At 67.9% G+C, this 18,244-nt stretch carries 14 protein-coding genes; 5 read left to right on the top strand and 9 right to left on the bottom strand.

The genetic code is table 11. The features are described 5' to 3' along the window. Positions 1 to 63 precede the first annotated feature (63 nt). Positions 64 to 666, top strand: a complete 603-nt coding sequence (locus tag ACODSM_RS13805) for an isochorismatase family protein (RefSeq protein WP_488805655.1) — start codon at positions 64 to 66, stop codon at positions 664 to 666. 85 nt (positions 667 to 751) lie between these two features. Here ACODSM_RS13805 and chrA read toward each other — a convergent pair whose 3' ends face one another. After that, positions 752 to 2,104, bottom strand: coding sequence for a chromate efflux transporter (gene chrA / locus ACODSM_RS13810; RefSeq protein WP_015014045.1), 1,353 nt, complete (start codon positions 2,102 to 2,104; stop codon positions 752 to 754). 186 nt (positions 2,105 to 2,290) lie between these two features. Between chrA and ACODSM_RS13815 the strand changes: the two genes are divergently transcribed. After that, positions 2,291 to 4,192 (top strand): propionate--CoA ligase, encoded by a 1,902-nt coding sequence (locus ACODSM_RS13815; protein WP_488805656.1) that lies wholly within the window; start codon positions 2,291 to 2,293, stop codon positions 4,190 to 4,192. Between the two features lie 51 nt (positions 4,193 to 4,243). Here ACODSM_RS13815 and ACODSM_RS13820 read toward each other — a convergent pair whose 3' ends face one another. From ACODSM_RS13820 to ACODSM_RS13840, 5 genes are all read right to left on the bottom strand, one after another. Beyond that, complete coding sequence (locus ACODSM_RS13820) at positions 4,244 to 4,690, bottom strand: GNAT family N-acetyltransferase (RefSeq protein ID WP_295938900.1); 447 nt, start codon at positions 4,688 to 4,690, stop codon at positions 4,244 to 4,246. Between the two features lie 97 nt (positions 4,691 to 4,787). Continuing rightward, entirely contained in the window at positions 4,788 to 8,606 is a 3,819-nt protein-coding gene (locus ACODSM_RS13825; protein WP_488805657.1) for a sensor domain-containing protein, read from the bottom strand. A 169-nt stretch (positions 8,607 to 8,775) separates the two neighbouring features. Further along, a complete protein-coding gene (locus ACODSM_RS13830) occupies positions 8,776 to 9,702 on the bottom strand; it encodes a DMT family transporter (RefSeq protein WP_015014049.1) in 927 nt (308 codons plus the stop codon). Continuing rightward, complete coding sequence (locus ACODSM_RS13835) at positions 9,699 to 10,250, bottom strand: methylated-DNA--[protein]-cysteine S-methyltransferase (protein WP_015014050.1); 552 nt, start codon at positions 10,248 to 10,250, stop codon at positions 9,699 to 9,701. Before ACODSM_RS13835 ends, ACODSM_RS13830 begins: the two co-directional genes overlap by 4 nt. Before the next feature lie 80 nt (positions 10,251 to 10,330). Continuing rightward, on the bottom strand, positions 10,331 to 11,938 hold the full coding sequence (locus tag ACODSM_RS13840) for a DNA-3-methyladenine glycosylase 2 family protein (RefSeq protein ID WP_488805658.1): 1,608 nt from the start codon (positions 11,936 to 11,938) through the stop codon (positions 10,331 to 10,333). A gap of 163 nt (positions 11,939 to 12,101) precedes the next feature. On the opposite strand from ACODSM_RS13840, the gene ACODSM_RS13845 reads away from it, so the two are divergent. The 3 genes from ACODSM_RS13845 to ACODSM_RS13855 are packed head-to-tail and all read left to right on the top strand — an operon-like array spanning position 12,102 to position 15,660. Continuing rightward, positions 12,102 to 13,490, top strand: coding sequence for a phosphomannomutase/phosphoglucomutase (locus ACODSM_RS13845; protein WP_488805659.1), 1,389 nt, complete (start codon positions 12,102 to 12,104; stop codon positions 13,488 to 13,490). Between the two features lie 20 nt (positions 13,491 to 13,510). After that, positions 13,511 to 14,290, top strand: coding sequence for a carbon-nitrogen hydrolase family protein (locus ACODSM_RS13850; protein WP_488805660.1), 780 nt, complete (start codon positions 13,511 to 13,513; stop codon positions 14,288 to 14,290). Next, positions 14,287 to 15,660: a 3-deoxy-D-manno-octulosonic acid transferase gene (locus ACODSM_RS13855; protein WP_488805661.1), complete on the top strand. Its 1,374-nt coding sequence runs from the start codon at positions 14,287 to 14,289 to the stop codon at positions 15,658 to 15,660. Before ACODSM_RS13850 ends, ACODSM_RS13855 begins: the two co-directional genes overlap by 4 nt. Positions 15,661 to 15,715: 55 nt before the next feature. On the opposite strand, the gene ACODSM_RS13860 is transcribed toward ACODSM_RS13855, so the two are convergent. The 3 genes from ACODSM_RS13860 to ACODSM_RS13870 form a co-directional block, all read right to left on the bottom strand. Continuing rightward, the gene (locus tag ACODSM_RS13860; protein ID WP_488805662.1) at positions 15,716 to 17,050 is read right to left on the bottom strand and encodes a TolC family outer membrane protein; all 1,335 of its coding nucleotides are present in this window, start codon (positions 17,048 to 17,050) and stop codon (positions 15,716 to 15,718) included. Positions 17,051 to 17,152: 102 nt separating this feature from the next. Beyond that, complete coding sequence (locus ACODSM_RS13865; RefSeq protein ID WP_015014056.1) at positions 17,153 to 17,494, bottom strand: rhodanese-like domain-containing protein; 342 nt, start codon at positions 17,492 to 17,494, stop codon at positions 17,153 to 17,155. Positions 17,495 to 17,527: 33 nt separating this feature from the next. Beyond that, complete coding sequence (locus tag ACODSM_RS13870) at positions 17,528 to 18,241, bottom strand: protein-L-isoaspartate O-methyltransferase family protein (RefSeq protein ID WP_422846711.1); 714 nt, start codon at positions 18,239 to 18,241, stop codon at positions 17,528 to 17,530. Positions 18,242 to 18,244: the final 3 nt, after the last annotated feature.

The following is an 18,244-nucleotide window of genomic DNA, read 5'->3' on the forward strand; positions in this document are numbered from 1 at the left end:
CCGGCGCTGCGCCACGGCTGCGACAATCCGGCCCTTGCACCCACCAGAGAGAAAGACCCTGCCATGCTGCTTGACGCCGCCGAATCCCAACTCGTCCTGGTCGACTACCAGGAGCGCCTGATGCCCGCCATCCACGAAGGCCCCGCCGTGCTGGCCAACGCCCGCCGCTTGGCCGAGATCGCCCGCATGCTGGACGTGCCCGTGTGGGGCACCGAGCAAAACCCCTCTCGCCTGGGCGCCAACGACGCCGCGCTGCGCGCCCTGTGCCAGAAGACCCTGGCCAAGATGCACTTCAGCGCCGCCGAAGAAGGCCTGGGCGAATGGCTGCGCCCACCGGCCAAGCCCCAGGGCGGCAACGCGCGCAGCCTGCCCAAGCACCTGCAAAAGCCCGCCCAGCAGGCGCCCGAGCGTGGCACCATCGTCATTGCCGGGTGCGAGGCCCATGTGTGCCTGCTGCAAACCGCGCTGGACCTGATCGACGACGAGTTTGAAGTCTGGGTGGTGACCGACGCCTGCGGCTCGCGCACCGAACGCAACCGCGACGCCGCCTTCGACCGCCTGGCCGGCGCAGGCGCTGAGCTGGTGACCACCGAGATGGTGGCGTTTGAATGGCTCGGCAGCTGCGAGCACCCGGCGTTCAAGGACGTGCTGGGGCTGATCAAATAATCAGTTTTGAGCCAAATTGGCTGCTAGCGCTTGATATTCAAGCGCTAGCAGCTATCAAAATCATAGTGATTGGAGTGAGTTTCGGTCAGGCGAAGTAGGGCACGGCCACTTTGACCAGCAACCCCACCACCGCACAGCCGCCCAGCAGCGGCATGACGCCTAGCTTGAAGCGGAACAGCGCCACCAGCGCCCCCACGGCGATGACGGCCGATACGGCGTCAAAGCGGCCACCAAAGCCCTGCGGCCACAGCAGGTGGTAGGCAAAAAACAGCGCCAGGTTCAGGATCACGCCCACCACAGCGGCTGTGATCGCCGACAGCGGCGCCGTAAAGCCCAGCTTGCCGTGCGTGGCCTCCACCAGCGGGCCGCCGGCCAGGATGAAGATGAACGAGGGCAAAAAGGTCACAAAGGTCACGATCGTGGCCGCCGCCACGGCGCCTGCAAAGAGGGCGTCCGGCCCCCACACCTGCTGCAGCCAGCCGCCCACAAAACCCACAAACGCCACCACCATGATCAGCGGGCCGGGCGTGGTCTCACCCAGGGCCAGTCCGTCAATCATCTGCGGGCCGCTGAGCCACTGGTAGTGCTCTACCGCGCCCTGGTACACATACGGCAGCACGGCGTACGCGCCCCCAAAGGTGAGCATGGCCGCCTTGGTGAAGAACCAGCCCATCTGCGTGAGCGTGCCTTGCCAGCCCTGCGTAGCCACCAGCAGGCCCATGGCCGCCAGCCACAGCCCCAGCCCTGCCAACAATACCTTGACCAGGTGGACGCGGGAGAAGCGCGCATGGGTGGGCGTTGGCGTGTCGTCATCGATCAGCGCCGGGCCATAGCCCTTGTGGGCGTTGGCATGGCCGCCCCCCAGCGCAAACACGGCGGGCCAGCGCTGCGCGCCAAAGTAGCCGATCAGCCCGGCCGCCAGCACGATGGCCGGAAAGGGGGTGTCGAACGCAAAGATGGCCACAAACGACGCGGCAGCAATGCCCCACATCCAGCCGTTCTTGAGCGCGCGGGTGCCGATGCGGTGGGCGGCATGCAGCACCAGCGCCGTCACGGCGGGCTTGATGCCGTAGAAGATGCCCGCCACCACCGGCACATCGCCAAAACGCAGATACACCCACGACAGCCCGATCAGGATGAACAGCGAGGGCAGCACAAACAGCGCCCCCGCCACGATGCCGCCCCAGGTGCGGTGCATGAGCCAGCCGATGTAGGTGGCCAGCTGCTGCGCCTCGGGGCCAGGCAGCAGCATGCAGTAGTTGAGGGCGTGCAAGAAGCGGTTTTCGCTGATCCAGCGGCGGCGTTCCACCAGCTCGGCGTGCATGATGGCGATCTGGCCTGCAGGCCCGCCGAAGCTGATGAACCCGAGCTTCAGCCAGAACAGAAAGGCGTCGCGGAACGGGACGGACGTGGGGGCAGGGGACGGTGCTGGGTGCATGGTCCGGGAGTGTGACAGGCCGGTATGACGTTTGCCGACATATCAATATGCCTGCTGCATCTGGAGCCATGGATGATGAGGCAGAGGGTTGGCTGCGTCAGTTTGCCGCAAGCCCGTCATGAATAATTATGAATTCAAAACCTGCTGTCCTGGCAGGGCGAGAGAGATGCCGAGGAGACACCCACAATGACCGCACACAGCACCTACGCCGACTTCTACCGCCAGTCCATCGACCACCGCGACACCTTCTGGAGCGAGCAGGCGAAGCTGATCGACTGGAAGACGCCGCCCCAGCAGGTGTGCGACTACAGCAATCCGCCGTTTGCCAAATGGTTTGTGGGCGGCACCACCAACCTGTGCCATAACGCGGTAGACCGGCACCTGGCCACGCGAGCCAGCCAGGCGGCGCTGGTGGCGATCTCCACCGAAACCGACACCGAGCGCAGCTACAGCTTTGCCGAGCTGCACGCCGAGGTGCAGCGCATGGCGGCTGTGCTGCTGTCGCTGGGCGTGAAGAAGGGCGACCGCGTGCTCATCTACATGCCCATGATTGCGGAGGCCGCCTTTGCCATGCTGGCCTGCGTGCGCATTGGCGCTCTGCATTCGGTGGTGTTTGGCGGCTTTGCCTCGGGCTCGCTGGCCTCGCGCATCGAAGACGCCGAGCCCGTGGCTGTGGTCAGTGCCGATGCCGGGTCGCGCGGCGGCAAGGTGGTGCCCTACAAGCCACTGCTGGACGAGGCCATTGCGCTGTCCAAACACAAGCCCGCCGCCGTGCTGATGGTGAACCGGGGCCTGGCGCCCATGCACCTGCAGGCGGGCCGCGACCATGAGTGGGCGCCGCTGCGCGAGCAGCACCTGAACACCGTCGTGCCCTGCGAATGGGTCGAATCCACCCACCCCAGCTACACGCTGTACACCAGCGGCACCACCGGCAAGCCCAAGGGCGTGCAGCGCGACACGGGCGGCTACACCGTGGCGCTGGCGGCGAGCATGAAGCACATCTTTGATGCCAAGGCGGGCGATGTGTACTTTGCGACCAGCGACATCGGCTGGGTGGTGGGGCACAGCTACATCGTCTACGGCCCGCTGATCGCGGGCATGACCACCATCATGTACGAAGGCCTGCCCACGCGGCCCGATGCGGGCGTGTGGTGGAGCATTGTCGAGAAGTACCAGGTCACGCACATGTTCTCGGCGCCCACGGCGGTGCGGGTGCTCAAGAAGCAGGACCCGGCCTACCTCGCCAAATACAACGTGAAAAGCCTCAAGGCCCTGTGGCTGGCGGGCGAGCCGCTGGACGAGCCCACCGCCCAGTGGATCAGCGACGCGCTGCAAGTGCCTATCATTGACAACTACTGGCAGACTGAAACCGGCTGGCCCATTCTGACCCTGGCCAATGGCGTGGAAAAACAAACCACACGTTTCGGCAGCCCGGGCAAGGCCATGTACGGCTACGGCGTGAAGCTGATCGATGAGGCCACGGGGGAAGAGCTGACAGGCCCCAACCAGAAAGGCGTGGTCGCCATCGAAGGCCCGCTGCCCCCCGGCTGCATGCAGACCGTGTGGCGCGACGACGCCCGCTTTGTGAACACCTACTGGAAGAGCATCCCCGGCCGCCTGATCTACAGCACGTTCGACTGGGGCATCCGCGATGCGGACGGCTACCACTTCATCCTGGGCCGCACTGACGACGTGATCAACGTGGCCGGCCATCGCCTGGGCACGCGCGAGATCGAGGAGAGCATTGCCTCCCACCCCAACATCGCCGAAGTGGCTGTGGTGGGCGTGGCGGACAGCCTCAAGGGCCAGGTGGCCATGGCGTTTGCCGTGGTGCGCGACGCCTCGGGCCTGACCGATGACGCCGCACGCCTCAAGCTCGAAGGCGAGGTGATGAAGCAGGTGGATCACCAGCTGGGCGCCGTGGCGCGACCGTCGCGCGTGTACTTCGTGACCGTGCTGCCCAAGACCCGCAGCGGCAAGCTGCTGCGCCGCGCCCTGCAGGCCGTGGCCGAGCGGCGCGACCCGGGCGACCTGACGACGATGGAAGACCCGGCTGCGCTGCAACAGGTGAAGGACCTGGTGGGCTGATTTCAACTCACCGCCAACCAGCAGGGTGGGCGCCGTGCTGGTCCTGCCGAGTCACTGCGGTGGCTTGGCCACAAACGCCTGTTTGCCGTGCCGGTCAAACCCCGCTTGCTCGTAAAAACGCAGGGTGTGTTCGTCCTTGCGGCCCGTCATCAGCATGACCTTGTAGCAGCGCTCCCGCCAGGCATGTGCCAGGGTGTGCTGCAGCAGCGCGTGCCCCCAGCCCTGATTGCGATGGGCCGAGTGCGTCACCACGTTCTCGATGACGCCATAGGGGCGGCAGGCGCGCGTGAGGTTGGGGATGACGGTCAGCGTGCAGGACGAAACCAACTGGCCTTCATCCCACCCTCCAAAGTACCGAATGCGTGGGTTGGCGAGCGCCTCAGTCCATACGGCTTGCACCTCGGGTCCAGAGGGCAGCGGGTCGTCATGCTCGTGCAGGTGGGTGTACAGGCCAAGCAGAGGGGCAAGGTCTTCGGCGCGGAGTTCGCGGATGTTCAAGGCCAGCCTCCAGGAGACGAAGAGAATGCTTGGTTACTACCAAAATCATAGCTTCCGGCGCATATGGCACTAGCGCTTGGCAACGATTTCAGTGTTTTCAAATGGGCCGGTTGCGCTGCCACCCTGCAGGGGGCTGCCAATGGGGTGTCCAGCCGATGAAGTCCTCCAGCGGCATGGGCCGGGCGATGCAGTAGCCCTGCGCCTGCAAACAGCCCAGCTGCAGCAGCATCTGCCCCTGTTCGACGGTTTCCACCCCCTCGGCAATCACCCGGTAGCCGAACGAGCGGGCCAGGCCGATCACGCCCTGAACGATGGCCAGGTCGCCGGGGTCACCCATCATGCCGTGCACAAAGCTCTGGTCGATCTTGAGCGTGTCCATGGGCAGGCGGCGCAGGTAGGTCAGCGACGAGTAGCCGGTGCCAAAGTCGTCCAGTGCCACCGTCACGCCCATGGCGCGCAGGGCGTTCAGGGTGTCGGCCACGGCGCTCAGGTCGTACAGGGCAGCGCTTTCGGTGATCTCGATCTCGACCAGGTGCGCGGGCACGCGGGGGTGCCGCGCCAGGCAACCGGCAACCCAGTCGGCAAAGCCCGGCTGCTGCAGGTGCTGGGCGGCAATGTTGATGCTCAGCGGCATGGGCATGCCCCGATCCTGCAACTGCTCCAGCACCGTGAGTGCCGCCTCGGCCACCCATTCGCCAAAGCCGATCTCCAGATCGGTGCCCTCCAGCAGCGGCAAGAATTCGCCCGGTGGCACCAGGCCCCGCTCGGGGTGTAGCCAGCGCGAGAGCACTTCGGCGCCCACCACGGTGCCGCTGCGCATGTCCACCTTGGGTTGCAGGTACAGGGTGAACTGGGCTTGCGCCAGCGCCTCGCGCAGGTAGTGCCCCTGGGCGCGCAGCAGTTGCACGGCGCGCTCCTGGGCGGCGTCGAACTGGTGAAAACGGTTGCGCCCGGCCTGCTTGGCGGCATACATGGCCTGGTCGGCATGGCGCAGCAGGGTGTCGGCGTCGGCGTCGTCCTGCGGGAAGATGGTGTAGCCAATGCTGGCCGTGACGACCACGCGCTCGGTGTCCAGCGTATAAGGGGCCGAGACGCTTTCCATCACGCGGCCCAGAATGCGTTCGCAGTCGGCCACCGACTCCAGCCCGGGCATCAGGATCACGAACTCGTCGCCCCCCAGCCGGGCCACCGTGTCCACCGGCTGCAGTGCGCGCGTGAGCCGGCCGCCCACCACCACCAGCAGGCGGTCGCCCGCGCCGTGGCCCAGGCGGTCGTTCACGGGCTTGAAACCGTCCAGGTCCAGGTAGGCCACGCCCAGCTGCTTGCCGGTGTCACGGGCCTGGGCCATACATTCCTGCAGCTTGCGCGCCAGCAGCACGCGGTTGGGCAGGCCGGTGAGGGCGTCGTACAGCGCCAGGCGCTGCAGCATGACCTCTTGCTCGCGTTGCGGGGTCACGTCGATGGCCACACCCAGCATGCGGGCTGGCCGGCCTTGCTCGTCAAAGCCGACGATCTTGCCCAGGTTGCGCACCCAGCGCACCGGTTCGCTCGGCTGGTTCAGCCGCCAGGTGGCGTCGAACGGTGTGCCCAGGTGGGCGGTGTGGCGCGCCAGTTCCGCAGTGATGCGGTCGATGTCGTCCGGGGCGATGGCCGTGGTCCATTGCACGGCCGCCGTGGTGTCGCCGGTCGCCGCCAGCCCGCGCATTGCGCGCCAGCGGCGGTCGCCTGTGACCAGGCCGGTCTGCAGGTCCCAGTCCCACAGGCCCAGCGATGCGGCGGAGATGGTGAGCGACAGCAGGGCCTCGCGTTCACGCACCTGTACCTCGTTGCGCTTGCGGTCGGTGATGTCGTGCACCGAGAACAGCCAGCAGGGCTCGCCGTCAAACTCGGTGGCGCGCATCGACTGCAGCACCGTGCGTCGGGGGCCGTTGCGCACGTTCAGCGTCACTTCGTAGTCGCTGAGGTGGCCGGTCTGGCTGATTTGCTCCATCAGGCGTTGGCGGTCTTCGGCCGTGAAGATGCCCAGCTCCACGGCGGTGCGGCCAATCGCTTCCTCGCGGGGAATGCCCAGCATGTCGACCCAGGCGGGGTTGATGTCCACATAGCGGCCGTCGCTGCGGTGCGACAGGCCCATGGGGTAGGGCATGAGGTGGAAGATGCGGGAGAAGCGCTCCTCGGACTGGCGCAGGCGCTGGTCGGCGCGCTTGGCCTCGTCGATGTCTTGCATCACGCCGCGCACCTTGACCACGCGGCCGTTCTCGATCACCGGTTCGCCGCTTGCGCGCACCCACAGCAGGTGGCCGTCGGCGTGATAGACCTCCATCTCCATGCTCCACTCGGTGCGCGAACGGATGCTCTGGCGGAACTTTTCGCGCAGCGCCTCGCGGTACTGCGGGGCCACATGGCGGTCGATGTAGTCGCTGGGCGGCGGCTGGTTGGGGGACAGGCCGTGGATGTCAAAACACACGTCCGACCAGTACACCAGTCCGCGCCCGCGCTCGTCCTCCCACGCGCCCAGCCGGGCCAGGCGGCCGGCTTGCTGCAACTGGTGGTACAGCGCCCGAAGTTCGTCGCTGGTGCGTTGGGCTTCGGTCATGTCGTGGAAAACGAAAACAAAACAGTTTTCGCCATTCACAAGCACAGAGCGTGCCGACATCAGGCCCGGCACCTGCACCCCTTTGCTTTGCGCGACCAGGGGCAACCGGTCCACCTTGCCCTCGCGCTGGTAGGTCTCGAGCAGCCGCTTGCGCTCGTGCTCGTTGGCCCAGACCTGCAACTCTGACGAGGTGCGGCCCAGAACCTCCTCGCGCGTGAAGCCCAACAGCTCGCAGAACGCGGGGTTCACGTCGATGTAGCACCCGTCGGCAATGCGGGTGATGCCCGCCGGGTCGGGCAGCGTTTGGTAGAAGGTGGTGTATTTGGCCTCGGCAGACTGCAGCGCCTCCTCGGCCTCGCGGTGGGCGGTGATGTCCACGTCCATGCCGATCAGGCTGGCCGGGCGGCCCTGGGCGTCGCGCTTGGCAACAATGCCGCGCGACATCAGCCAGCGCCATTGGCCCTTTGCGTCCATCACGCGGAACTCGGCCTCGTAGCTGTCCTCCAGCCCGTCCATGGCGCGCGCCAGCTTGGCGGCATTGCGTTCGGCGTCCAGCGGGTGTCGCCGGGCGTACCAGCGCTGCCAGAGGTCGGGCGACTGCATGTCGGCACGGGTGATGCCGTAGGCCTCGTAAAACCGGCCATCACACGAAAACCGGCGCTCGACCACATCCCACTGCCAGCGGCCACCCCCCAGGGCGTCCAGCGCCAGGCGCAGCTGGTGCTCTTGCTGGCCCAACTTCTGCTGGATCTCGCTGCGCGCCAGCTTGGCGCGAGCCCTGTCTGCGATCACCAGCCAGCCAATCCCCAGCATTAGCACGCCAGCGCCGTGATGCCAGTGCAGGGTCTGGGTGCCCAATCCGGCGTCCGTTGTGGCGCCCATGGCCAGCGAAACCACCAGCGGCAGCGTGAGGGTCAGGCCCGCCAGCGGTGCCCAGTCGGGCCAGGCCCAGCGCCTGCCCAGTCTGCGCCAACCCCAGCCAGTGGCCAGAGCGCCCCCCAGAACGGTGGTGGCGGGCCAGGCGGTGGAGGTGTCGGTCCAGAGCGAGGCCTGCAAGGCCAGCAGGGCGGTGATGGCCGCCGCTGGCACGCCATAGAACAGCGCCATGAACGCCGTGGCAGTGGGGTACGCCACGATGTGCAGCTCGGGCGCGTTCCAGCGCAGGGCCTCAAAGGCGGCGATGGAGACCAGCCCACCCGCTACGCCGAGCAGGATCAGGGTGCGCCGGGAGGGGTGCAGCGACTCTTGTGGTGACAGCCAGACCGGCACCAACAGCAGCAGCATGAGGGTCGCGCCTGCCAGCAGCGCGTTGTTACCCATGGCGTTTTCCTTGGGCGGCCTGGTGCCGCGAATACGCCTTAGAGGGGGCTGGAGGGGCGCTAACGACTGGCGGGCGACCCTGCGGGAGGAGCGGGGGCATGTCGCGACCCGTGTCGCATGGGGCTTTCCTCAGAAAGCATGCACCCGATAAAAAAACCATGTGTCAAGTTTAGGCCTGTTCTGAGGCGGCCCGGGCGGGACGCAGCGTCCTGATAAGTCCGGTTGACAAGAGGGTGCCACACACGATCACCAGTGCGCAGCCCACCATCCATGGCGTGATGCTCTCGCCCAGGAACAGCGTGCCATACAGCACGGCAAACACGGGTGTGATGAACGTGACGGCCAGCGCCCGGCTGGGGCCTGCGTGCTCAATCAGGCGAAAGTAAAGGATGTAGGCAATGCCGGTGCACAGCACGGCAATGGCCAGGATGGCCGCCCAGGCACGTACGCCGGGCATCTGGGCCGGCCACAGCCACAAGGTGGGCAGGGCCAGGCCGAGCGCCGCGCCCAGCTGGCTGCCGGCGGCCGTGGCCAGCGGCGGCAGGCCCGTGAGGTGGCGCCGCGCAAAACTGGCCGACACGCCGTAGAACGCCGACGCCAGCAGGCAGGCCGCAATGGCCCAGTGAGCATGGTCGGTCTTGAACCCGGCACCAGCGGGGGCGCGCCAGGCCAGCAGGGCCACGCCCACAAAACCCAGCGCCAGCCCCACCCAGCGCAGGCGGTTGATGCGGTCGCCCAGCCACATCCAGGCAATCAACGCGCCAAACAGCGGCACGGTGGCATTGAGGATCGAGGTCAGGCCCGTGGCAATGTGCAACACCGCCCACGAGAACAGCGAGAACGGAATCGCCGAATTGATGACGCCCGCAAACAAAATGGGCCGCCAGTGCGCGCGCAGCGCAGGCCAGTGGCCCTGGCGCAGCATGATGGGCCACAGGAACACCGTGGCCAGCGCCACCCGCAGGCCGGCAGTGGGCAGCGGGCCAAAGTCGGACGCGCCCAGGCGCATGAACAGGAACGACGCGCCCCACAGTGCGGCCAGCAGGATGAATTCACCGATCCAGGTGGAGACGGGCCGGGTGGCGGGGCTGTTCATGCAATGGCTTTCATGGGAGGGGTGGCGGCGGCAAAAAGGGGTGCATTCTCCAGTGTCAGCAAAGCCCTCTTGCGATCGAGGCCGCCCGCGTAGCCGGTCAGGCTGCCATCGGCACCCAGCACGCGGTGGCAGGGCACCACCACGCTCAGCGGGTTGCGGCCCACCGCCGCGCCCACGGCCCGCACGGCGCTGGGGTTGCCCAGCTGGCGGCCCAGCGCTCCGTAGCTGGTCGTCTGGCCCCGGCCAATCTGCAGCAGCGCGCGCCACACGGATTGCTGGAATACCGTGCCGCCCGACAGATCCAGCGGCAGGTCGAAGTGCTGGCGCTCTCCGGCCAGGTACTGCTGCAGCTGGTGCGCGGCCTCTTGCAGCACGGGGTGATTGCCTAGCACCAAAGCCCAGGCGCTAGTGCCGTGCAGGTGGGCGGTGGGCTCGTGGCGCTGACCTTCAAACCAGACGCCCGACAAGCCGGTGGGGGAGGCGGCCAGCCGGACGGGCCCCAGCGGGGTGTCTGCCCGTGCCTGCACGGTGAGGGGGTGAAACTGCATATGGAGCGGTCGCTAGAGGGTGATGGGGGACGTTTTGGGGCGAAATCGGCACCATGCGCTAGTGCCTATTGCCTGAGGTGCTATGGTTTTGATAGTTTCTGGGCGTCTGCAGGTGCAGGCGTGCCGGCACCGCTGCTGCCAGCGGCCCAGGCGCGCAACACGGCATAGCTGCGCCAGGGGCGCCAGGCTTGCGAGGCTTCTTGCGCCGCGCGTGCCGGGTTTTTGTGCTGCTGTACCCCCAGCGCTTTGTGCAGCGCCACGTCACCGGCCGGAAAGGCGTCGGGCCAGCGCAGCACCCGCATGGCGATGTAATGCGCCGTCCAGTCGCCAATGCCGGGCAGGGCGCACAGGGCGACGGTGGTGCTGGGCACGTCGGCGCCCGCATGCAGGGCGAGGGCGCCGCTGTCCACAGCGCGGGCCAGCGCCACGATGGCCGCCTGCCGCTGGCGCACGATGCCCAGCTGCCCCAGCATGTCGCCATCAGCGCGGGCCAGGGTGGCTGCGGTGGGGAACAACCGGTGCAGCTCGGGCCAGGGCGTGGCGATGGGCTCGCCCAGCCGCTCCACCAGCCGCTGGCCCAATGTGCGGGCGGCTGCCACGGTGATCTGCTGGCCCAGCACCGCGCGCACAGCCAGTTCAAAGCCGTCAAATGCCCCGGGGACGCGCAGGCCGTCGCCGTCCGGGAAATGCGGGTGCAGTACGGCGTTGATGGCCGCCGGGTCTGCGTCCAGGTCCAGCATGGCACGCACGCGGCGGATGACCAGCGGCAGCACCGGGTACAGGCTGTCGCTGGTCTGCAGCAGCACTTGGTGGCGCGTCACGTCAAAGCGGGCGCTGAACCAGCCCGTGGATTCCGTGGGCTGGCCTGCGCTGCCCGAGGCCGGATGCTGCAGGCGCACTGTGCGGCGCAAGGTGGCCTCCTGGGGCAGCACCCATTCCACCCCGTGGAACTGGCGCCGCTCAAAAAACGCCAGCAACGCTGCCACATCGAACGGCGGCCGCCACGCCAGGCGCAGCGTGCTGCTGGCGCCGGGCCCGTCTGTGCGGACGGGCGCCGCTCCACGGCGGCGCAGTTGGGTGGGGTTTAGGCCGTAATGCCCCACAAAGGCTGCATTGAACCGCCGCACGCTGGCGAACCCGCTGGCCAGCGCCACCTGCGTCACGGGCATGCCGGTGTCGGTGAGCAGCTGCTTGGCCGTGAGCAGCCGCCGCGTTTGCAGGTATTGCAGCGGCGATACGCCCAGGGCGGATTCAAAAATGCGACGCAGGTGCCGGTCGCTCACGCCCAGCCGCTCGGCCAGGCGGGCCACGGTGGCGCTGCCCTCGCCGGGTACAGCCGGTGTGGGCCAGAGGTCGGGGGCATCCAGCAGGCGCACGGCCTGCTGCACCAGGATGCCGCTGGCGTCTTGCACCGACCACGCCATCGCCTGGGGGGCCAGCTCGGGCCGGCAGCGCAGGCAGGGGCGAAACCCGGCGCTTTCGGCCTGCGCTGCCAGCGCAAAAAACCGGCAGTTTTCGCGCCGGGGTGTGCGCACGGCGCAGACAGGGCGGCAGTAGATGCCGGTGGACGTCACCCCGGTGAAAAAATGCCCGTCAAACCGCGCATCGCGCGCCTGCAGCGCCAGGTAGCGGCCTTCGTCGGCTGCCGTGTCGGCGGTAGGGTTGGAGGGCAGGGCGGTGGAGGTCATGGGCCAGATCATAGGAGTCTGGCGCCAGGCCACTGGCCGTTTTCGGACCTGTGCCTTGGGAGGGTGTGGGGCTGGCGCCTGCGGCATTGACTGACAAACACCGGCGAGGCCGCCGCCTACAATGCAGCGGACTTTTCAACCCCTCCGCGAAAGGCCCCCCTGCGTGCAACCGACCCCCGCCATCTTCAAAGCCTATGACATCCGCGGCATCGTGCCGTCCACCCTGAACGAAGACGTGGCCCTGGGCCTGGGCCGGGCCTTTGGCACGGCAGCCCGTGCGGAAGGGCAGACCACCGTGGCGGTGGGGCGGGATGGCCGCCTGTCAGGCCCCGCCATTTCGGCGGCGCTGATCCAGGGGCTGGTGGAGGCGGGCATCGAGGTGATCGACGTGGGCCTGGTCACCACGCCGTTGCTCTACTTTGCGGCCAGCACGCTGTGCAGCAGTGGCATCCAGGTTACCGGCAGCCACAACCCCAAGGACTACAACGGCTTCAAGATGGTGCTGAACGGCCGCGCCATCTATGGTGACGAAATCCAGGCCCTGCGCCGCACCATGGAGCAAGAAAGCTGGCAGCTGGTGCCCGGCGGCGTGGTGCGCCATGTGGATGTGCTGCCTGCGTACCGCGAGCGCATTGTGGGCGATGTGAAGCTGGCCCGCCCCCTCAAGATCGTGGTGGACTGCGGCAACGGCATTGCAGGCGCCTCGGCGCCCGCCATCTTCCGGGCGCTGGGCTGCGAGGTAACCGAGCTGTACTCCGAGGTGGACGGCAACTTCCCCAACCACCACCCTGATCCGAGCAAGCCCGAAAACCTGCGCGACCTGATCGAGGCGCTGAAGACCAGCGACGCCGAACTGGGCCTGGCGTTTGACGGCGATGGCGACCGCCTGGGTATCGTGACCAAGGACGGCACCAACATCTTCCCCGACCGCCAGATGATGCTGTTTGCGCAAGACGTGCTCTCGCGCGTGCCGGGTGGCGAAATCATCTTCGACGTGAAGTGCACCCAGCGTCTGGCACCCACGATTGCGGTGGCCGGCGGCGTGCCGGTGATGTTCAAGACTGGCCACTCGCTGATCAAGGCGCGCATGAAGGAGACGAACTCTCCCCTGGGCGGTGAGATGAGCGGCCACATCTTCTTCAAGGAACGCTGGTACGGCTTTGACGACGGCACCTACGCCGGCTGCCGCCTGCTGGAGATCCTGAGCCGCAGCAGCGACCCCAGCGGCGTGCTGAACGCGCTGCCCACCAGCTTCTCCACCCCCGAGCTGAACGTGGCCTGCGCCGAGGGCGAACCGCACCGCCTGACGGCCGAACTGCAGGCCCTCGCGGCCGAAACCTTTGCCGACCCCGCCGCCATCAGCACCATCGACGGCCTGCGCGTGGACTGGCCCGATGGCTTTGGCCTGATCCGCGCCAGCAACACCACGCCCGTGCTGGTGCTGCGCTTTGAGGGCCACACCCCCGAAGCCCTGGCCCGCATCGAGGCTGCCATGCTGGCGCTGCTGCACCGGGTCAAGCCCGACGCCCATGTGGGCGCAGCCAGCCACTGACATTGCCTGCCGCACGCCCGATGCTCTCGCTCTCCACCCCCCTGTGTGTCGCAGCCGCCCAGACGCCGTCGGCGCCCGGTGATCTCCAGCGCAACCTGCAAACGCACCTGGCCTGCGTGCGGGCCGCTGCCCATCAGGGCGTGCAACTGCTGCAGTTCCCGGAGCTGTCGCTCATCGGCTACGAGCCTTCGCTCATGGCCGACCATGTGCTGACGGCCGACCACCCCGTGCTGGCAGCCTTGCGCCAGGCGGCCCAGAGCCATGGCATGGCGCTGGTGGTGGGTGCTCCGGCAGCACCGGTGGAGCCAGGCGCGCTGCCCGCCATTGGGGCCTGGCTGCTGGGGCCGGATGGCAGCGTGGCGCTGTACCGCAAGCGCCATCTGCACGACAGCGAAGAACAATTTGCCAGCGCGGGCTCGGACGACGCACAGGTGCAGCTGGTGGCGGGCGAGCCCACGGCACTGGCCGTGTGCGCCGACATCACCCACCCCGCGCATGCCCAGGCCGCCCGTGGCGCTGGCGCAGCGCTGTATGCGGCGGGCGTGCTGATTTCTGAGAAGGCCTACGCAGCGGAATCGGCCATGCTGGAAGGCTACGCGCGCGACCACGACATGGCGGTGCTGGCGGCGAACTACAGCGGCACGTCCGGCGGCTACGTGAGTGCGGGGCGCAGCGCCTTTTGGGCGCCCGGTGGCCGCTGTGTGGTGGCTGCGCCGGATGACGCGCCCTGCATCGTCTGGGCTGCGCGCAGCGACAGCGGCTGGGCGGGTGGTGTGCTCAGCCTGTCTGTGCCCGCATGAACGTCGCGCGGGCCCTGTATTCGCTGCTGACCTGGAGCGCGCAGCCGCTGCTGCGCCGCAAGCTGCGCCGCCGTGCGGTGGCCGAGCCAGGGTACGCCCACGCGGTGGGCGAGCGCTTTGGTCGCTACCCGGCCCCCATCGACAGCCTGATGCCCCACAGCAGCACCGACCCGCTGGGCCGGTTTGTGTGGGTGCATGCGGTGTCGCTGGGCGAAACCCGGGCCGCCGCCATCTTGTTGGCCCAGTTGCGCGAGCAACTGCCGGGCATGCGCCTGCTGCTCACCCACGGCACCGCCACGGGGCGGGCTGAGGGCGAAAAGCTCCTGCTGCCCGGTGACGTGCAGGTGTGGCAGCCCTGGGACACGCCGGGTGCGGTGGGGCGTTTCCTGCGCAAGTTCCGCCCGGCCATCGGCATCCTGATGGAAACCGAGGTGTGGCCCAACCTGGTGGCGGGCTGCCGGCAGCGGCGCATTCCGCTGGTGCTGGCGAATGCACGCTTCAACGAGACATCGCTGCGCAAGGCTCAGCGCCTGTCGGCCCTGGCGCGACCCGCCTACGCAGGGCTCGCGGCCGTCTGGGCCCAGACCCAGGAGGACGCCACGCGGCTCGCAGCCATCGGTGCGCCGGTGCGTGGCGTGCTGGGCAACCTCAAGTTCGACGTGGTGCCCGACGCACAACTGCTGGAGCGGGGCCGCGAGTGGCGCACCCGCACCGGCCGCCCCGTGGTCTTGCTGGCCAGCAGCCGCGAGGGCGAAGAGGCCATGTGGCTGGAGCAGATCCAGAAAATACGACAAAAATCGCCCCAAGCGCTAGTGGATCATGCCTCGGCAGCTATCAATAGTGAAGCGTCTGGCGATGATCTGCCGCCCGTGCAATGGCTCATCGTGCCGCGCCACCCGCAGCGGTTTGATGAGGTGCACCAGTTGCTGCAGCGCGCAGGCCTGTCGGTGTCGCGCCGCAGCACCTGGGCCGCAGCGCCTGGAGTGGCTGACGTGTGGCTGGGGGACTCGATCGGCGAAATGGCGCTGTATTACGGCTTGGCCGATGTGGCCTTGCTGGGGGGGAGTTTTGCACCGCTGGGCGGCCAGAACCTGATCGAGGCGGCCGCCTGCGGTTGCCCCGTGGTGCTGGGCCCGCACACCTTCAACTTTGCCGAGGCGGCCGAACTGGCGTGCGCGGCAGGGGCTGCACAGCGGGTGCCTGACCTGGCGCAAGGGATAGCGAAAGCTGCAGCGCTGGCAGGGGCTGCCCGCGCGCACGAAGAAGCCAGCGAGCGGGCCACCCGCTTTGCCGCAACGCACCGAGGGGCTGCGCAGGCCACGGCGCGTGCGATCGTGGCGATGGTGCAGCCCGAGGGTAGCCTGCACTAGGCTTCAGCAGCAGTTCACGCACCCGATGCACCCCGGCGCGGGGCGCAAGGATCTATTACTTGGCCAGCAGTGCGTTGACCGCTTCGATGTCCTGCTGCGACAGCGTGCCCGCCGCCTGGCGCAGCTTGAGGCCGCCCAGCAGCACGTTGTAGCGGGCCTGGGCCAGGTCACGCTTGGTCTGATAGAGCTGGCTTTGGGCGTTGAGCACGTCGATGTTGATGCGTACACCCACCTGGTAGCCCAGCTTGTTGGCGTCCAGCGCGCTCTGGCTGGAGGCTTCGGCTGCTTCCAGGGCCTGCACCTGGCCCTGGCCGGACTGCACGCCGTAGAACGCGGCGCGCGTGGCCTGGGCCACGTTGCGGCGGGCGGTCTCCAGGTCGGCTTCGGCCTTGGTTTCCAGCGCCAGGGTTTCCTTCACGCGGTTTTGCACGGCAAAGCCGGCAAACAGGGGCAGGTTCAGCGCCACGCCCACGCTGGCGGCATTGCTGCGGGCCGTGACGCCGGGCGAGGTGATGGTGCCGTGCAGGTTGCGCGTGACGTTGTAGCCCGCCTGCAGGTCCACCGTGGGCAGGTGGCCAGTTTCGGCCTTTTTGGTTTCCAGCCGCGCGATGTCGAGCGCGATGACAGCCTGGCGCACACCGGGCTGCTGGTCGCGGGCGGTGTCCACCCAGGTGGTGAGGTTGTCAGGCACCACGCTGGGCAGTTGCACGGGCAGGGCCAGGGGCTGGGGCTTGGTGCCGGTGATGCCGACCAGCTGGTCCAGCGCCAGGCGTTTCACGCGCAGGTCGTTTTCGGCAGCGATCTCCTGGGCAATCACCAGGTCGTAACGGGCCTGTGCTTCGCGCGAATCGGTCACCGTGGTGGTGCCGACTTCAAAATTGCGCTTGGCAGCAGCCAGTTGCTCGGACACGGCAGCCTTTTGGGCCTGCACAAAGGTGAGCGTGTCTTGCGCCGCCAGCACATCAAAGTAGGCCTGGCTCACCCGCACCAACAGGTCTTGAGTGGCGGCATCCAGCTGCGCCTGGGCTACATCCACACCGCGCTGGCCTTGCTCCAGCGTAATGCGGTTGGCGGGGCGGTACAGTGGCTGCGAGGCGTTGATGCCCACCGTCTGCGCCGTACCGGTGTTCTCGATCTTGGGTTTACTCAGCTCCACGTTGGAGCGGGTAAGGCCCCCGGTCAGTGCGGCCGAAGGCAGCAGGCCGGCGCGGGCCTGGTCGGCTTTGCGGGCGGCGGCGTCCAGCTGCGCACGCGCCGACTGCCAGGCCGTGTCATAGGTACGGGCGGATTCCACCAGCTCCAGCAGGCTCTGCGCCTGGGCCGGCGCACACAGCGCTGCGCCCAGCGCCAGGGACAGGATGGACAGGGACAGGGGCCTAAACGGTGTCATCGGGGGGTCCTTCGGAAGAGTCTGCGAATCGAATCAGGGCGGGCAACGGCGGGCAGCAGGGGGCCACAAGCTGAAAAGTGCGGTCCATACAACCCCATGGCATCAGTAGCGTGGCACCGCCGGGTCGCTTTCGTGCGACCAGGCGTCGATGCCACCGGTGATATTGGCCAGATGCTCGAACCCGTGGTGCTGCAAGAACGAGGCCACGCGCAGGCTGCGGGCGCCGTGGTGGCACAGGCAGGCGATGGGACGCGCGGGGTCCAGCTCAGCCAGGCGCGCGGGCAACTCGCCCATGGGGATGGCCACCAGCTCAAACCCGTCGGCGCGCACACTGGCGGTCTGCAGCTCCCAGGGCTCACGCACGTCCAGCACCAGGGGCCGGCTGCCTTCCGGCGCGGAGGCAAACCAGGCAGACAGCTGGGCGGGGCGGACGTGATCGATCATGCAAAACTCCGAAGACAACCGAAGGGCAGGGGGTCAGAACGTGAAGCCAGAGGGCTCGGGGAAGTTCACCAGGCGCGGCGCGATGGTGTCCCACGGCGACGTGGTCTCAAAGCGGTCGCCGGTGCGGCGGGTAACGGTGAAACGCATCACGGGCTCGCTGCCCACGATGGCGCCCAGTCGGCCACCGTCACGCAGCAGGGCCAGCAGGTGGCTGGGCACCTCGGCCACGGAGCCGCTGAGCACGATCACGTCGAACGGACCGTCCGGGATCGCATCGCGGGCACCGTCGCCCTGGCGCACGTCGGCGTTTTGCACGCCGGCATCGCGCAGGTTCTCGCGGGCCATTTCGGCCAGCTCGGGGTCGATTTCGAGGGAGACCACACGTTCGGCACGAGCAGCCAGTAGGGCGGCCATGTAGCCCGAGCCTGCGCCGATTTCGAGCACGCGGTCGGTGGGCAAAACCCGCAGGTCTTGCAGAATGCGGGCCTCTACGCGGGGCTGCAGCATGCTGTGTCCCTTGCGGACGGCCTCTTCGGCGTCATTGCCCAGCAGCGGGACTTCAATGTCCATGAAGGCCATGCTGCGGTAGGCCGGGGGCACAAAGTCTTCGCGGCGCACCACGGCCAGCAGGTCCAGCACGTCGGCATCGAGCACGTTCCAGGGGCGGATCTGCTGCTCGATCATGTTGTAGCGGGCCTGGGCGACGGGGTCGCTGATGTTGGCGGACGTGTTCAGGGGCAGGTTCATGGG

Source organism: Acidovorax sp. FG42 (assembly GCF_057809195.1).

What these genes read in the sequence shown, in the direction of transcription:
- ACODSM_RS13840 (WP_488805658.1), bottom strand. Translation starts at nt 11,938, where the DNA reads ATGACCTCCACCGCCCTGCCCTCCAACCCTACCGCCGACACGGCAGCC.
- ACODSM_RS13860 (WP_488805662.1), bottom strand. Translation starts at nt 17,050, where the DNA reads ATGACACCGTTTAGGCCCCTGTCCCTGTCCATCCTGTCCCTGGCGCTG.
- ACODSM_RS13805 (WP_488805655.1), top strand. Translation starts at nt 64, where the DNA reads ATGCTGCTTGACGCCGCCGAATCCCAACTCGTCCTGGTCGACTACCAG.
- ACODSM_RS13855 (WP_488805661.1), top strand. Translation starts at nt 14,287, where the DNA reads ATGAACGTCGCGCGGGCCCTGTATTCGCTGCTGACCTGGAGCGCGCAG.
- ACODSM_RS13815 (WP_488805656.1), top strand. Translation starts at nt 2,291, where the DNA reads ATGACCGCACACAGCACCTACGCCGACTTCTACCGCCAGTCCATCGAC.
- ACODSM_RS13850 (WP_488805660.1), top strand. Translation starts at nt 13,511, where the DNA reads ATGCTCTCGCTCTCCACCCCCCTGTGTGTCGCAGCCGCCCAGACGCCG.
- ACODSM_RS13870 (WP_422846711.1), bottom strand. Translation starts at nt 18,241, where the DNA reads ATGAACCTGCCCCTGAACACGTCCGCCAACATCAGCGACCCCGTCGCC.
- ACODSM_RS13830 (WP_015014049.1), bottom strand. Translation starts at nt 9,702, where the DNA reads ATGAACAGCCCCGCCACCCGGCCCGTCTCCACCTGGATCGGTGAATTC.
- ACODSM_RS13835 (WP_015014050.1), bottom strand. Translation starts at nt 10,250, where the DNA reads ATGCAGTTTCACCCCCTCACCGTGCAGGCACGGGCAGACACCCCGCTG.
- ACODSM_RS13825 (WP_488805657.1), bottom strand. Translation starts at nt 8,606, where the DNA reads ATGGGTAACAACGCGCTGCTGGCAGGCGCGACCCTCATGCTGCTGCTG.
- ACODSM_RS13865 (WP_015014056.1), bottom strand. Translation starts at nt 17,494, where the DNA reads ATGATCGATCACGTCCGCCCCGCCCAGCTGTCTGCCTGGTTTGCCTCC.
- chrA (WP_015014045.1), bottom strand. Translation starts at nt 2,104, where the DNA reads ATGCACCCAGCACCGTCCCCTGCCCCCACGTCCGTCCCGTTCCGCGAC.